This is a genomic window from Corynebacterium atrinae, from assembly GCF_030408455.1.
Lineage (GTDB): Bacteria > Actinomycetota > Actinomycetes > Mycobacteriales > Mycobacteriaceae > Corynebacterium > Corynebacterium atrinae.
The window spans coordinates 2,229,032-2,244,300 of the sequence record NZ_CP046977.1; the positions used below are offsets into that span (position 1 = coordinate 2,229,032).

Below are 15,269 nucleotides of genomic sequence, written 5' to 3' on the forward strand. Positions count from 1 at the left end.
CCGATAATTTACGATGGCGGGTCAACACTTGTGACCACCAACCACCAACCACCCACCAGACACACACCCACCGACCACAACTGTGACCAGCAAGAAAATGGTGACTACTCAACGTGAGTGAGAAAAATATTTAAGCTCCTTAGAAAGGAGGTGATCCAGCCGCACCTTCCGGTACGGCTACCTTGTTACGACTTCGTCCCAATCGCCGATCCCACCTTCGACAGCTCCCCCCTGTAAACAGGTTGGGCCACTGGCTTCGGGTGTTACCAACTTTCATGACGTGACGGGCGGTGTGTACAAGGCCCGGGAACGTATTCACCGCAGCGTTGCTGATCTGCGATTACTAGCGACTCCGACTTCATGGGGTCGAGTTGCAGACCCCAATCCGAACTGAGGCCGGCTTTCAGCGATTAGCGCACCCTCACGGGCTGGCAACGCGTTGTACCGACCATTGTAGCATGTGTGAAGCCCTGGACATAAGGGGCATGATGATTTGACGTCATCCCCACCTTCCTCCGAGTTGACCCCGGCAGTCTCTCATGAGTCCCCACCATAACGTGCTGGCAACATAAGACAAGGGTTGCGCTCGTTGCGGGACTTAACCCAACATCTCACGACACGAGCTGACGACAACCATGCACCACCTGTATACGAGCCACAAGGGAAACCACATCTCTGCGGCGATCCCGTATATGTCAAGCCCAGGTAAGGTTCTTCGCGTTGCATCGAATTAATCCACATGCTCCGCCGCTTGTGCGGGCCCCCGTCAATTCCTTTGAGTTTTAGCCTTGCGGCCGTACTCCCCAGGCGGGGCGCTTAATGCGTTAGCTACGGCACAGAAGTCGTGGAAGACCCCTACACCTAGCGCCCACCGTTTACGGCATGGACTACCAGGGTATCTAATCCTGTTCGCTACCCATGCTTTCGCTCCTCAGCGTCAGTTACTGCCCAGAGACCTGCCTTCGCCATTGGTGTTCCTCCTGATATCTGCGCATTTCACCGCTACACCAGGAATTCCAGTCTCCCCTACAGCACTCAAGTATTGCCCGTATCGCCTGCACGCCCGGAGTTAAGCCCCGGAATTTCACAGACGACGCGACAAACCACCTACGAGCTCTTTACGCCCAGTAATTCCGGACAACGCTCGCACCCTACGTATTACCGCGGCTGCTGGCACGTAGTTAGCCGGTGCTTCTTATCCAGGTACCGTCACCACCCCACAAAGGGCAGCTTCGTCCCTAGCGAAAGAGGTTTACAACCCGAAGGCCGTCATCCCCCACGCGGCGTCGCTGCATCAGGCTTGCGCCCATTGTGCAATATTCCCCACTGCTGCCTCCCGTAGGAGTCTGGGCCGTATCTCAGTCCCAATGTGGCCGTCCACCCTCTCAGGCCGGCTACCCGTCGACGCCTTGGTAGGCCATTACCCCACCAACAAGCTGATAGGCCGCGGGCTCATCTCGTACCGAAAAACTTTCCACCCACCACACTAAAGGAAGGTTATATCCGGTATTAGACCCAGTTTCCCAAGCTTATCCCGAAGTACGAGGCAGATCACCCACGTGTTACTCACCCGTTCGCCACTCGAGTACCCCAGCAAGCTGAGGCCTTTCCGTTCGACTTGCATGTGTTAAGCACGCCGCCAGCGTTCGTCCTGAGCCAGGATCAAACTCTCCATAAAAAAATTTCAGAAGAAACAATTCCAGGCAGAGCCCAAAACCCAACCAAAAAACAAACAACCAACGATTAAAAAATCATCAACTGCTCACACCCACCCCCACAACCCGACGGGGAAGATACAAGGTGGGCAAAAAAATATACGACAACGATATACATCACTGCACGTACCGGACACACTCACCACCCACACACCCCACCACACAGGCAAGGACATGCACATGGCGCGTTATTTACCGTGGCACCCGATCCAAGAAGAGGTACCACCCGGCACACACCAACCACACCCACCAAACAACACGCCGGAGGGCACAGCTGGCCAACAGCACAATCATCATCACAAACAAAAGTACATTGGCACACTATTGAGTTCTCACACAACATCACCACACCACACCAACCACACCCCCACAAGGGCACAGCCGTGATAGCAGGCTAGCTAAAATGTTTGGTCAGGGCCTGTTTTCCTCTCGCCTGCACGCACTCCAGATCCTCTTGCGAGTCTCTGTCTGCGGGGCGCTGTCGGTCGCGCTGACTTCATTAAAGTTACACACCCACCCAGACCAACACAACTCCCCAGGTCAACGCATAAAAGCTGAGCTTAGAAAGCCCGCTCAATATTGGCACCAAGTTGCTGTAGCTGCTCGACAAACTTCGGGTATCCGCGATCGATATGGAAGACGTCGTGGACGGTGGTAACGCCGTCGGCGACCAAGGCGGCCAGGACGAGCCCGGCTCCCGCCCGGATGTCGGAACTCCAGACCTCGGTGGACGAGAGCTGATCAATTCCGTGGAGGACAACGTGGTGGCCATCGACAGTGGCGTTGGCCCCCAGTCGCGCCATCTCATCGACGAAGCGGAAACGGGATTCGAAAACGTTCTCGGTGATCACACTCATGCCGTTGGCAATCGAGGAGATACCGATAGCCATGGGCTGCAGGTCAGTGGGAAATCCCGGGAACGGGAGAGTTTGATAGTCGACGGCGTCGGGCCGACGGTTCATGCGGACGCGGAATCCGTTTTCGAAGGTCTCTACTTCGGCACCGGCCACCTTGAGTTTGGACAACGCCAGGTGCAGGTGACGGGGAGCAATGCCTCCGACGGTGATGTCACCCTGAGTCATCGCTGCTGCATACGCCCAGGTTCCAGCGACGATCCGGTCGCCGACCACGGCATGTTCGGTGGGATGCAACTTATCCACGCCGTCGATGGTGATGGTCGAGGTGCCCGCGCCTTCGACGGAGGCACCCATGGAGTTGAGCATCTCGCAGAGGTCGACGATTTCGGGTTCGCGGGCCGCGTTATCCAGCACCGTTCGTCCCTCCGCCAGGACGGCAGCGGTCAAGATGTTTTCGGTAGCACCCACCGAGGGGAAGTCCAGGGCGATGTGCGCCCCGCGTAGCTGGTCCACTTCCGCTACGACAGCACCGTGGGAGATGCGCGTGGTCGCGCCCAGCTTTTCCAACCCGGATTGGTGCATGTCGAGGGGGCGGGAGCCGATGGCGTCACCACCTGGCAGGGCAACGACGGCGCGACCGCAGCGGGCGGTGAGGGGGCCGAGGACACAGACAGAGGCGCGGAACTGGCGGACCGCATCAAAGTCGGCGTCGGGAGTCAAGTGCGCGGGAGTGGTGATGTGGACGACGTCCGCATCGATGGACACCGTGCAACCGAGACCTTCAAGGACATCCTTCATCAGCGGGACGTCGAGAATTTCTGGACAATTTGTCAACGTTGAGGTGCCCTCGGCGAGCAGTGCCGCCGCCATGAGTTTGAGCACGCTATTCTTCGCGCCGCTGACTTTTACAGCGCCCTGCAGGCGGGCGCCTCCGCTGACTAGAAATCGTTCCTTCACGATTTCCGAGCGTAGCCGAGACACAAGAGTTAAGGCAGTGCCCCAATGCGGCGGGCGGCGTTGACTGCCTCGTAACGGGTGTGTGCGCCCAGTTTGCGCATGACGGAGCGGAGGTAAGACTTGACGGTTTCGGCACCGATGCCCATTTCCTCGGCTGCCTCGACGTTGGTGTGCCCCAGGGCCACGCAAGAGAGGACGTCTAGTTCGCGGGCAGAGAGCTTGGTGGATTGCTTGACGCGGACGGGGCTAACCATTTGGTCGCAGAGCTGCTCCAGCTCGCGGCGCAGCAAGTCGTCCTCGACGCGATTGGCCAGCATCCGCAGTTTGGAATGGGTGGAGCGAACCTGCTCCCATTCGGCGCCATTCATGACGCGACCGGCCTTGGAGGAGCCAACCTTGCCGCCCTCGAAGCGTCGTAAAGCGGAGTTCACCGCCAGCTCCTGCTCGAGGGTCCGGGCGGTCATCGTGACCTCCTCTATAACCTTGTCGCCGAGTCGGACGGGCGAGTGGACGCCGACGTAGAGGACGCCGCGGATTTCCCGCTTGACGATCACCGGCACCGCCACTATCGAATGCAGCCCTTCATCCTGGATGGCGCGGTCATTCTCGTGGGAGATGATGTTGGCGCGCGTGTAATCGGAGACACCCACGGGCCGACGGGTACTGACGACACGGCCGCCGACGCCCGTGCCGGAATCAATGATGAGATTCTGCAGGGCCGGGGTACGCAGTCCCACCCAGTGGGTGATCTGCAGGCGGTTATCCGGCAACAGCGAGGCGTACATGGTCACCGGAATCCCGGTGGCTGTTTTCAGAGACGTGAGCGCTGCGCGGACCGCTTCGTCGTCATCTTTGAGTCGCTGTGCATCCATGGGGTTACCCTTCTGCGGGGACACCCGTCTAGGTGTACCCGGGGTATACCTGACGGTGGCCACTTTCTGCTTCAATTGGGCATTATAGCGCCGCAGCGGGGGTAATTTATAATCACGCGGCCCAAGAGAGCGCCGATGAATGGACATTTTGAGTTACACGGGGCAGGGGTGCGAAGACCCGAGTGCCTTTCACCCCCGCTAGCCCGCCAAAACCATCCGGTCTAAACACAACATACCGTCCTGTCTAGTTCGATGGTGTACAGTCGTGGTACAGACCGAGTTCACTGCACGATCAATGCACCCAAGGAGCTATTCATCATGGCCATCTACAACAACATCCTCGAGACAATCGGCAACACCCCCCTCGTCCGCCTCAACGGCATCACCGAAGGCCTCGGCGCCACCGTTCTAGCCAAGGTCGAGTTTTTCAACCCCGCCAATTCCGTCAAGGACCGCATTGGTAAAGCGATTATCGACGCCGCCGAGGCCGACGGTTCCCTCCGCCCCGGCGGCACTATCATCGAGGCCACCTCCGGCAACACCGGCATCGCCCTCGCCCTCGTCGGCGCGGCCCGCGGATACAAGGTCATCCTCACCATGCCGGAGACGATGTCCGTCGAGCGCCGCGTCATGCTCCGCGCCTACGGCGCCGAGATCGTCCTCACCCCGGGTGCCGCCGGCATGCAGGGCGCCGTTGACAAGGCCAACGAGATCGCTGCAAGCGAGGACAACGCCATCCTGGCCCGCCAGTTCGCCAACCAGGCCAACCTGCAGGTCCACCGCGACACCACCGCAGAGGAGATCTGGGCCGACACTGAGGGCAATATCGATGCCTTCGTCGCTGGCGTTGGCACCGGCGGCACCGTCTCCGGCGTCGGCCAGGTGCTCAAGGAGCGCAAGCCAGACGTCACTATCTTCGCCGTCGAGCCGGAGGCTTCCCCGCTGCTCACCGCAGGCAAGGCCGCCCCCCACAAGATCCAGGGCCTGGGCGCCAACTTCATCCCAGAGATCCTGGATCGCAAGGTGATCGATGACGTCATCACCGTCTCCAACGAAGACGCCATCGCCACCTCCCGCGAACTCGCCATCAAGGACGGCATCCTCGGCGGCATCTCCGCCGGGGCCAACGTCAAGGCCGCCCTCGAAGTCGCCGCGCGCCCCGAGTTCGCCGGCAAGACCATCGTCGTGGTCATCCCCGACTTCGGCGAGCGCTACGTCTCCACCGTCCTCTACGAGGACATCCGCGACTAATATTCGCTTATCGACGCCCGCCCCTCCCGCAGCTTTATCTTTCAGCTGCTGGATAGGGCGGGTTTCGCTGTTACACTCTGTACCCATGTACAGCCTTGTGAAGAGAATCCGCGAAGACTTGCAAAACGCCCGCGAACACGACCCTGCGGCTCGCGGCGACTTAGAGAATGCGCTCGTCTACTCAGGCTTGCACGCCATTTGGGCGCACCGCGTCGCACACTGGCTGTGGCAGCGAGGCCTGCGGGGCCCCGCGCGAATCCTCGCGCAGCTTAATCGCTTCTTCACCGGCATCGAGATTCACCCCGGCGCCACCATCGGACGCCGCTTCTTCATCGACCACGGCATGGGCATCGTCATCGGCGAGACCACCGAGATCGGCGACGGCGTCATGCTCTACCACGGCGTCACCCTGGGTGGACAGGTGCTGACCCAGACCAAGCGTCATCCCACCATCGAAGACAACGTCACCATCGGCGCAGGCGCCAAAGTCCTTGGCCCCATCACCATCGGCACCGGCTCCGCCGTCGGCGCCAACGCCGTAGTAACCAAGGACGTCCCGCGCGACCACGTCGCAACCGGCATCCCGGCCCAAAACCGCCCCCGGGCCAAAGCCGAGAAGATTAAGCTCGTCGACCCGGATTACTTCCTGTAACGCTTTTAGGCGACTAGATCCCGGTAGTCCTCATGCTTGGCGATGAAGTGTTGCACTGCCGAGCAGGACGGACGCACGGTACCGCCCGCCGCGCGGACGTCGTCAAGCGCGGCCTTAATCAAAGGGGCAGACAGACCGCGACCGCGGAACGCCTGATCCACGACGGTGTGATTGAAATCTAGGACGCCGCCTGAAAGGGGAACGTAGGCTGCATAGCCCGCCTCGCGGCCATCAACCTTGATTTCGTATCGATGCTTCGCTTCGTTGTGCTCAATTGAGTGCTGCGTGTCAGACATGTCCTTGGCTCCTTGTCAAAAGTTTCTAGGTTCAAACGACAAGTATGCCTTGATATCTAGATTCTGGACACCCATTGATTCTCAGCATGCACAAACCCCCTGCCGAGAAACCTCGAACAGGGGGTAATTGTGGCCAGAGCCAGGATCGAACTGGCGACCTTCCACTTTTCAGGCGGACGCTCTACCGACTGAGCTATCTGGCCGGAAACGGCACTCCGTAGAGACCATTTCAGCGACCCTGACGGGACTTGAACCCGCGACCTCCGCCGTGACAGGGCGGCGCGCTAACCAACTGCGCCACAGGGCCTTATTAACTTTTGTGCTTCTTGACACCCCTCGCGGGCTGCCCTGTTGCACGAGAATTCACTTTACACAGAGTTGGAATGTTCCCACAAATCTGCAGTTCACACCGCTTTTCGGTGGGCCCCCGGCCCCTGCCGACCCTGATCCCGACTTTCTGATCGCGACCTGAACCACGCTGCGGCGCTTATATCCACGGATCGCCTTTGACCTTTTGCAGCCGACGGCCCCAAAAGTCGGAAGGACGCCTAATCGCGACGCCCTGATCACGACCGGAACACCGCGCAGTTCCCAAAACCCCCAGTTCATGCTCCGCGAACAGTCCAATTCGTCGAGATCACGATGGATGTATGCCGCACCAGAGCAATTTTTTCCCCGTTTAGCAGCGGTGTCCTGCGACGACGCCGAAATCCAGACACACATTTTGCTACTTAACCCGACGGCGCAAAAGTGCGATATGACTTCACCCATTAATCGAGTTACCGAATGTCCCCACTCGATTAATCGGTCAAGTCGAATTGCACTTTTGCACCTACCGCTCATGGCTCGATCGACACCCCCAACCCCTAGCACGACAGAAGCGCCGGCTCTGGATTTCTCCGGAACCGGCGCTTCTCTGCTTCTGCGACCCTGACGGGACTTGAACCCGCGACCTCCGCCGTGACAGGGCGGCGCGCTAACCAACTGCGCCACAGGGCCTTGAAACATGAGGTTAAACCTCGCACCCCCAACGGGATTCGAACCCGTGTCGCCGCCGTGAAAGGGCGGTGTCCTAGGCCTCTAGACGATGGGGGCCTGCCAATTTTGGCTGCCTTTGAACAATACTTGATGCTTAGTGAAGAACAAAACGTGCAGCATGTGCCCGGGAAACGCTAGTGTGAAGTCATTATGAGCGACACCTTGAATGACGATAACGTGACGTGCTCGTGCCACGAGCCCAACATTCACGGTTACAACGAGAATAAGGCGAAGTATCTTGCCCGTCTGAAGCGCATCGAAGGCCAGGCCCGGGGCATCCACCGGATGATTGATGAGGATCAATACTGCATCGATATCCTCACTCAAGTCTCGGCGGTGACGTCAGCACTGGAAAATGTGGCTTTAGCCCTGTTGCAGGATCACATCAAGCACTGCGTGACTGGCGCGGCGCAGGAGAGTGGAGAGGCCGCGGACCTCAAGATTGAGGAGGCCATGAAGGCCATCCAGAAGCTGGTGAAGTCCTAGCTAGTTGATGGCGCATGCGGGCGCGCCCACTAGGCGCGAGAGGCGATGCCGCTGGCTCGCGATGAGCCGGTAGATGGCCCCGAGGGGCCGGTCGAGCACGTTGGCATTCACAAGCTTGCCGACGCCCCGCAGCACCCGCCCCTCCGCCCCGTACGCGAGCGCTGCCCCGATAGCGTGATGCCCGAGCCAGTCTTGGCCGCCGTAGCGGAAGATGGCATGGTTGCGCAGGCTCGCTGGCCGAATGGTGATGCCCGGCGCGAGTCGCTGCAATTGGGTGGCACCGCGTTGGCAGAAGCCACAGTCGCGGTCGTAGAGGAACTCCATGAGCTTGATCTTAGGCGGCGTAGAGTCAGGTCATCATGAGCACGTCAGTACTGACCACAGAGCGCACGCACCTGCTGCGGCGGCGGATCCGCATCGTTGTTGCCATCACGATCACCTGGAACGTGGTCGAGGCCGTCGTCGCCCTCCTCGCGGGTGGGGCGGCTTCCTCCCCCGCTCTCATCGGTTTCGGGCTGGATTCCGTGGTCGAAGTCCTGTCTGCCGCGGCGGTCGCTTGGCAGTTCGCCTCGCCGGAGCCGGAGAGGCGCGAGAAGGCCGCCCTGCGGTTGATCGCTGTGTCATTCTTCGGCCTCGCCGCCTACGTCACTATCGACGCCCTCCTATCCCTCACCGGCCTGCGCCAGCCCGAGCATTCCACGGTGGGGATCGTCCTAGCCGCGCTCAGCCTGGCCGTCATGCCTTTCCTCAGTTGGATCGAGCGGCGCACCGGTCGCGAGCTTGGCTCCGCTTCCGCCATTGCCGATTCCAAGCAGACCCTAATCTGCAGCTACCTCTCGGCAGCCCTCTTGGTGGGCCTGCTTTTGAACAGCCTCTTCGGCTGGACGTGGGCCGATCCCCTCGCGGCCCTCGTCATCGCTGCCTTTGCCATCCGCGAGGGCAGGGAGGCGTGGCAGGGCGACGCCTGTTGTGCCACGCCAGTCGGGTCACTCACTGGCGAGCGTCACGATTGCTGCGCTGAGGACGCACCAAGGTAATCAGGAGCATCGGCTCAAGTTCCTCCCCGGCATCGCAGTCTCGCGGACGCTAGTAGTCACCGGGCCTTAGTGGCTCTTTCGCCTGAAGTGGCTGATAATGGGCGGCATGGGACTACCCGAAGCCTGGTGTAAGGCACAAGCGCCGTGGGCGCTCTATAGGCGAGACCGGACCTCGAAGTTTCACGCCACTGAAACTCGTCTGGCACCCACACCTTCCGTGGACGCTACCCTTCAGTAGCTCAGTTTCGGGTGAAGATCTGGAGGGAGTTGGAATCAGTGGACGACAGAATCCAGCGGCAAGCAGCGGCACGGGCCGGTGAACTACCCGGTGCTTACCTCGATCACCCCTTCGGACCGGACTGGGATGTCTTCAAGGTCCGAGAAAAGGTTTTTATGCTGCAGACGAAGCTCCACGGGAAGCCCCTCGTAACCCTCAAGGCTGACCCGAGTGTGAGCCAATTGCTCCGAAGCAGCCACCAGAGCATCACGCCGGGCTATCACATGAACAAGAAGCACTGGATCACGCTGCACCCCGGCGGTGATCTCGACCGGCAGTTCGTCGAAGACCTCGTCACCGAGTCTTATTTGCTCGTGATTGAACGCAACCTGCCCAAGTCGAGGTGGCCGGTCGACCCGGCCACTTTTGGCAGGTAACTAAGAATTGTCCAGCCCATTCCGGGCTAGCCTCACCGCTGTTAAGGTTTAGACATGAATGCCAACGACAGGCCCGAGATCATCCTCCCAAGCGGACGCCCGGCATCTTCCATCTTTGACGCTGACACCTTGGATGGCATGTGGCCGCACCTGCTCATCCCCCGCCCCACCGACTCCACTGCGTCGCTGCAGGCAAGCATGCTGGAACTGGCGTCAGCCGGGGTTATTCCAGTGCCCGATGAGGGGCCTGAAGTCTTCGGCGAACTTGCTGAGGCACTGTGGCAGGCTCGGCTCGCCCAGCAAAGCGAGTGGCCGGCTGAAGGCTGGCCCCTCGATCGCATCGCTGGCCGCCTTCGCGAACAGGGCATCGCAGCCGAGTGGGCGTTGCCCGTCAACAACGAAGCAGACGCCGTCGATGCCCTGGCACCCCATCGGGCAGCCGGGCTACGAGGTGCAGTCGTGATCTATGAGTCTCAAGCCGTTGAGCTAGCACTCCAACTGGGCGATGCAAGTGTCGTCACTGAAGCATTCGTGACACCCAAGCGCAAGGGTTTCTTCGGCAAACCGCAGTTCGACGTTCGCGAGTACCAAGCCAGCTGCGAGTTCATCTCGACACAGCTAGTCAACGCCGCCCGAGCTGAAGGAGTCGAAGCTAGCTGGGACGGGGACTGGGAACGCACTGTCGTGCTCCACAATGTGCAGTACATGGCGCGTTTGCCCCAGAACTAGCCAAACGCGGGTCTAATCAACGTCGTACTGGTAAGCCCTGGGGTTTCCCGAGTGTTTCGGTCCGCGGACGACGTGACCATTCGCGGCAAAGCCACGGGTACGAGCTCGATCTACCACGGAGGCAAAGGCTGCTTCGCGCGCCCGAAGACCGAGTCTCCCCGGAGCAGAGGTCGCAAGACTCGCTCGGGTCTCTAGGCTGTCACCCCGGACCAGCACCGCAGCTGACTTCTCTGCAACGGGACGCTCTCGCTGGGCGCGAGCGTCAGACCTCGACTACCGTCGCAACCTGTTGATAGACGGGAGTCCAGAGGTCAACATCAACCTCCGGCGCCTCGATACTGACTACGAGTGAGTAGTTGACGCCCTTTTCGCTCTGGTCCATTTTCGGTCGGTTTTTCCACCACCCCGCGACGGGGTAGACAACAACCGCCCCTTTCGCAGCGAGGTCGACCGCGGGCCCCGTCCAGATATCGGTGTGCAGTGAGCCCGTGGAGGTTTGCTGGTCGCGACCGAACAGCCAACCGGTCTCGGTTTTGAGGCTCAGCGGCTTCTCACCTTCGTTCCGGGCGTGTTTGTTGACGCGTTGGCGGAACGCGACAAGGTTGTCTTCAGGGCGCTTCATTGCGAAACGCAGCCCGTGGGACGGATACACATATCGGCCCGTCCACCCGCGCCTTGATGGGTTCGGTTCCACAAAGTACGAAAGCGTGACGCGTAGTCGGACCTCGGTCTCTCCGAGCGCGGACAAAGCGTCGATGGGCCAGGGTAAGTGGTGCAGGTTCATTTCGCGAGCTTTGCCACTGCTGGAGTTGCCCTCGCGCTCATAGGGGTGGATCACAGCCTCGTCGACCAGTGTCAGCGCGTTGGTCGCGCTGCGAGTGGCACGTTCCAGGTCAGGTACCCCCATGCCATAGCGGCGGAGCAGGTTGACTGCGGCGCCCTTATTGGTCGCGGCGTCGATGCGCGCCCGCATCTGAGGTGTCCACTGGGCGGAGTGGACAACAAGTGCGCGAATTGTCTCGGGCCTTAGGTGAGGGTAAGCCGCGCGGATGTCGGCCGCGATCGATGCAACATGAGCTGTTGCGGCCGAGGTGTCTCGCGTCGTCGTGAAGTAACCCTCGCCCGGGCGTTGCAGGCGAGTGGTCAGGATCGCGAGGTTCTCAGGAGTATCAACTCCGGTGCCATCCGGAGTGACAGCGAGGTTACCACCTGGTGCAACGACATCCGGCTTGAACGGCCATCTCTTCTGGTCGAAGGACACCGAGGTGCGGCTGGTTGGTGATAGTTCACCCCGGGCTGCGATCGGCACGTACCCTGTAAAAATGTCTGGAGCATGATCCATTGCGTCGTGCTCGGCGTAGGCTCCAACTACGAGTGCGTTCCATGCTTGCGCGGGGTCTTCGACGCTCTCTGCATCGCTTCGGTCGAGGTGATCGTCCTCCGCTCGAACGTCGCGAATGTTTCCCGCTGAAACAACGAATAGTCGGGGCGTCGGAGCCTCGTTTCGATCCAGGTAGGAAAGTTTAGGGACGCTGTCGTCGATGGCCCGGCCAAAGATCAGAGCGTCCAGTGTGGCTGACCATGCGGTTGGTCGACCCGACTCCTGCTTCGGTCGGTCCTCTACCCGGTGCCCCGGGTGCGGCGCCGCTGCTGGTGCAGTGATGGCCAGCATGAAAACTCGGGTGCGATTCCGAGCTGAAATCTCTGGTTGATCGACCGCTCGGGCAGTGACGGCTCCGTATACGTCGGGATCGTTGCCACCGGTGTCGGGGAGGAGCTTCACAGATTCGAGCCGATGTTTAAGTTGAACGCGCTGTTGGGTAGTGATGGCAGCCTGCATGTCTCCATAGAGCGCGAGGCCGGCCATCTCGGTGCCGTGTCCATGGATCGCAACGTCTTTGCGCCAACTCGGCTCAACCGCATGCAGGTCAGCGGCTACCAGCGACTCTTCCAGTAGCGGGTGCCCGGCTTGCACGCCGCGGTCGAGGATGCATACGACCGGAGCGTCGTCGCGCGCGTGGTCTACACGGGATTGCAGCTCACTCACCCATTCACTCTGCTCGACCGCAGACAGCTCCGGAAGGAACGAGGCTAGTTCGTGGGGGCGTCGCAACTCGGCAATGTCATCGATGCTGCGGAAGGTCATTGCGAGTTGTTCACTGGTGGCGCGCAGGAGGACGACGGTTCGGTCGCCAAATCCGAGGTAATGGTCACTCATCGGGAGATGATGCTGCCGGGCGTAATCCGCTAACCGAGCGTGTTCCTTGCCGTCAACGGCGCGGAGCCAGACCTCCCACCAACAGGACCGAGTTGGATCGGCGGGAAACTCATCTGCAGAGTCGGTCCACAACTCGTGTATCGTCGCACGGCGAATAGACGCGATGCCCTCGATCAGCGTTGCATTCTTCGGTTTCCCGCCCACGGCTTCAGTCGTCTCGACGTACCGTTCAAGCTTCTTGAGGAAGAACTCCTTCTGCCCATCAGGGATGAAAACCGTCGCGTTCACGACGGTGCCGTGACGAGTTTCCTCCCTCTGGACGGCCACAAGCTCTGGTTGAGAGCCGAGGCGGCGTGACTCCAGACTCTCGAACATCAAGTCGAGGCCAGGGAAGGACGCGAAGGTGAGGTACGTACCTGTAGTCTCCGGTTCGTCTATGGGAAGCTTCCAGGCCGCCTCGAACTCTTCATTGAGTTGTTTCCCGTGCTCCTTTCGGCTACCGCTGAAGCCACCGCCGCCGCTCGTTACCGGGGTACTGTTGGGCGTGAAAGGCTCGGACGCGGGCTGCGTCGACACGAAGATATGCGGGCGGTCTCGTTCAGTCATCTCAGTTAGACGGTCCCGTCAGCTCGACGGCGTATGCGAGGCCGTTCTTCCAAAGCAATGACAACATCACCGGTCCGCACCCGGGTGCGATCGCTCAGAATGGTTCGCTTCGCTGCGTTCTCAGCGGCAGTCGCGATTTCAGCATGACTCAGACCGCGAGCCGCAGGGATGATGCGAGTCCAGCTCAAATTGGAGATTTGGAACGAGGCGAGCCGGTTCTTGATGACCGACTCGACTGCGGCATCATCTGGAAGCGCGAAGTCCATCACGGTGTCAAATCGGCGGAACAGTGCGTTGTCCAACAGGCTCGGGTGGTTGGTGGCCGCGATGATCACACTGTCTGAGGTGTCTTCTTCGAGGAACTGCAAGAACGAGTTGAGTACTCGGCGAATCTCGCCCACATCGTTCTGGGCAGCTCGGTCGCCGCCGAGTGCATCGACCTCATCAAAAAGATATACACCTCGGGTCTCGGCCAGTGCGTCGAACACAAGACGCAGCTTCGCCGCCGTCTCGCCCATGAACTTGGTCAAAACCGTGTCGAGTCTGATCGAGAAAAGTGGAAGCCCGAGCTCACCCGCGATCACACGCGCAGTGGAAGTTTTCCCGGTGCCCGGCGGTCCCGTAAGAAGAAGACGGCGGGCAGGAGCAAAGCCGTGACGAGCAAGCGCATCGCGCTGTCTTTGTTCCAGCAGCACATGCGTTACCCGCTCTCGGAGACCGTCCGCGAGCACGAGATCGCTCAGCCTGGCCTCAGGGTACGAAACGTTTAGCAGCGCCCCGAGTTCTCCCCTCGGCTGAGAGAACGGAACCACAGCGGCAATGCGCGCTCGCTGTCCAGTTCGATCACGGAGGTCGTTCACGAGATCGCGAAGCTCTTGAGCAAACTTCGACTGCCCGGCACGAGCGGCTTTAGCCGCAACTTGCATGGCAACGGCGTAGAACTGGGGATCGTCGCCGTCGGCGTGACTCTTAACGAGTGCCTTGAGCTGATCGTTGGTCGCCATCAGGGGACCTCCTTTCAGCGGCACGCCTCCAAAACCTGGTGTTGACACTCCAAGCGTACCGGTCGCGGCCTCACGAGGCGGGGGCAACAGGCAGTAAGAGGCGAAGTCGCGCCAGAGAGTCTTGTGCTGCAGGTGCGCGACGCGCCCGGTTCGACGACTGTCCCCTTCGCCGACCATCGCCCACGATGGAAGTCACAAAGGCGGAGTGATATGTCCCGTGCTCAATGGAGGGTGCAAACTTGCACATCCTCAAGGAATCTATCAATTCCCAGGAAGTACCCCGACGAGCTCAAAGCACGCGCCATCGAATTCGTCATCCACGCCCAATCCGACTCCACCACCGCGCAAAGTTCATGATTGTTCAGGAGTAGCTTGTTTACGATGTCCGTGTACGTCTTCAGGGTCGATGGCCGAACATCGGCCCCTGTCAAGGTCAGCCAGTGATCCACCAACTCCCCCACCGTCGGAACAGGCTTAGCAGCCTGGGGAGGCTCCCAGACCTCAAGATCAATGGATCTTCTTACACCAGCAAGCCAGGCCAGAGCTGCAAGGTCATCCGGGAAAGTGTTTGGCGCCTTGTACGTCTGACCATCCGGGCCAAGGTACCTTGCCTGAACCCGTCCGCTGGGAAGCTTGCGAGTGGAACCCCAAGAATTCCGTGCCATAACCGTGCCTCAACTACCCCTGCTCGGTACCGGACAGTCGCGCCGGGCAAAGGTGTCGTGCCATAATGGATCTGTCCTTGAGCAGGACATTGACGTTTCTGACTAGTGGCACGAGAGTGTAAAAACACCCTCTGACCTGGTAATAGTGGGCCCCGTGGGGCTCGAACCCACGACCTGCGGATTAAAAGTCCGTAGCTCTACCAACTGAGCTAGAGGCCCGTGATCACAAATA

13 protein-coding genes, 5 tRNA genes and 1 rRNA gene are annotated in these 15,269 nt (G+C 60.2%); 6 read left to right on the forward strand and 13 right to left on the reverse strand.

The window, feature by feature from the left end; genetic code table 11:
• Positions 1-143: 143 nt before the first annotated feature.
• From CATRI_RS10955 to ramA, 3 genes are all read right to left on the reverse strand, one after another.
• Positions 144-1,678 (reverse strand): 16S ribosomal RNA (locus tag CATRI_RS10955).
• A 597-nt stretch (positions 1,679-2,275) separates the two neighbouring features.
• The gene (gene murA, locus CATRI_RS10960) at positions 2,276-3,529 is read right to left on the reverse strand and encodes a UDP-N-acetylglucosamine 1-carboxyvinyltransferase (protein ID WP_290217521.1); all 1,254 of its coding nucleotides are present in this window, start codon (positions 3,527-3,529) and stop codon (positions 2,276-2,278) included.
• Positions 3,530-3,558: 29 nt separating this feature from the next.
• Entirely contained in the window at positions 3,559-4,401 is an 843-nt protein-coding gene (ramA, locus tag CATRI_RS10965) for an acetate metabolism transcriptional regulator RamA (protein WP_290217523.1), read from the reverse strand.
• 318 nt (positions 4,402-4,719) lie between these two features.
• On the opposite strand from ramA, the gene cysK reads away from it, so the two are divergent.
• Together cysK and epsC are read left to right on the forward strand one after the other, a co-directional pair.
• Positions 4,720-5,652, forward strand: coding sequence for a cysteine synthase A (gene cysK, locus CATRI_RS10970; RefSeq protein WP_494337457.1), 933 nt, complete (start codon positions 4,720-4,722; stop codon positions 5,650-5,652).
• Positions 5,653-5,737: 85 nt separating this feature from the next.
• A complete protein-coding gene (gene epsC, locus CATRI_RS10975; RefSeq protein ID WP_290217525.1) occupies positions 5,738-6,304 on the forward strand; it encodes a serine O-acetyltransferase EpsC in 567 nt (188 codons plus the stop codon).
• Positions 6,305-6,309: 5 nt separating this feature from the next.
• Here epsC and CATRI_RS10980 read toward each other — a convergent pair whose 3' ends face one another.
• From CATRI_RS10980 to CATRI_RS11000, 5 genes are all read right to left on the reverse strand, one after another.
• Positions 6,310-6,600, reverse strand: coding sequence for a GNAT family N-acetyltransferase (locus CATRI_RS10980; protein ID WP_290217527.1), 291 nt, complete (start codon positions 6,598-6,600; stop codon positions 6,310-6,312).
• Between the two features lie 130 nt (positions 6,601-6,730).
• Positions 6,731-6,803 (reverse strand) — tRNA-Phe (locus CATRI_RS10985).
• 30 nt (positions 6,804-6,833) lie between these two features.
• Positions 6,834-6,907: transfer RNA gene (locus CATRI_RS10990), tRNA-Asp, on the reverse strand.
• Positions 6,908-7,525: 618 nt separating this feature from the next.
• A tRNA-Asp gene (locus CATRI_RS10995) sits at positions 7,526-7,599 on the reverse strand.
• 23 nt (positions 7,600-7,622) lie between these two features.
• Positions 7,623-7,695: transfer RNA gene (locus tag CATRI_RS11000), tRNA-Glu, on the reverse strand.
• 93 nt (positions 7,696-7,788) lie between these two features.
• Here CATRI_RS11000 and CATRI_RS11005 point away from each other — a divergent pair.
• Complete coding sequence (locus CATRI_RS11005) at positions 7,789-8,124, forward strand: metal-sensitive transcriptional regulator (RefSeq protein ID WP_290217529.1); 336 nt, start codon at positions 7,789-7,791, stop codon at positions 8,122-8,124.
• Here CATRI_RS11005 and CATRI_RS11010 read toward each other — a convergent pair whose 3' ends face one another.
• Positions 8,125-8,448, reverse strand: a complete 324-nt coding sequence (locus CATRI_RS11010) for a thiol-disulfide oxidoreductase DCC family protein (RefSeq protein ID WP_290217531.1) — start codon at positions 8,446-8,448, stop codon at positions 8,125-8,127.
• Between the two features lie 35 nt (positions 8,449-8,483).
• On the opposite strand from CATRI_RS11010, the gene CATRI_RS11015 reads away from it, so the two are divergent.
• From CATRI_RS11015 to CATRI_RS11025, 3 genes are all read left to right on the forward strand, one after another.
• Complete coding sequence (locus CATRI_RS11015; RefSeq protein ID WP_290217533.1) at positions 8,484-9,161, forward strand: cation efflux transmembrane domain-containing protein; 678 nt, start codon at positions 8,484-8,486, stop codon at positions 9,159-9,161.
• 276 nt (positions 9,162-9,437) lie between these two features.
• Positions 9,438-9,815 (forward strand): MmcQ/YjbR family DNA-binding protein, encoded by a 378-nt coding sequence (locus CATRI_RS11020; RefSeq protein WP_290217535.1) that lies wholly within the window; start codon positions 9,438-9,440, stop codon positions 9,813-9,815.
• A 54-nt stretch (positions 9,816-9,869) separates the two neighbouring features.
• Entirely contained in the window at positions 9,870-10,544 is a 675-nt protein-coding gene (locus CATRI_RS11025; protein ID WP_290217536.1) for a DUF6891 domain-containing protein, read from the forward strand.
• 262 nt (positions 10,545-10,806) lie between these two features.
• Here CATRI_RS11025 and CATRI_RS11030 read toward each other — a convergent pair whose 3' ends face one another.
• From CATRI_RS11030 to CATRI_RS11040, 4 genes are all read right to left on the reverse strand, one after another.
• Positions 10,807-13,368, reverse strand: coding sequence for a S8 family peptidase (locus tag CATRI_RS11030; RefSeq protein WP_290217538.1), 2,562 nt, complete (start codon positions 13,366-13,368; stop codon positions 10,807-10,809).
• A 5-nt stretch (positions 13,369-13,373) separates the two neighbouring features.
• Positions 13,374-14,372 (reverse strand): AAA family ATPase, encoded by a 999-nt coding sequence (locus tag CATRI_RS11035; RefSeq protein WP_290217540.1) that lies wholly within the window; start codon positions 14,370-14,372, stop codon positions 13,374-13,376.
• Between the two features lie 221 nt (positions 14,373-14,593).
• Positions 14,594-15,037 carry a hypothetical protein gene (locus tag CATRI_RS13660; RefSeq protein WP_494337458.1) on the reverse strand — a complete coding sequence of 148 codons (444 nt, stop codon included), beginning with the start codon at positions 15,035-15,037 and terminating at the stop codon, positions 14,594-14,596.
• Between the two features lie 146 nt (positions 15,038-15,183).
• Positions 15,184-15,256: transfer RNA gene (locus CATRI_RS11040), tRNA-Lys, on the reverse strand.
• Positions 15,257-15,269 lie beyond the last annotated feature (13 nt).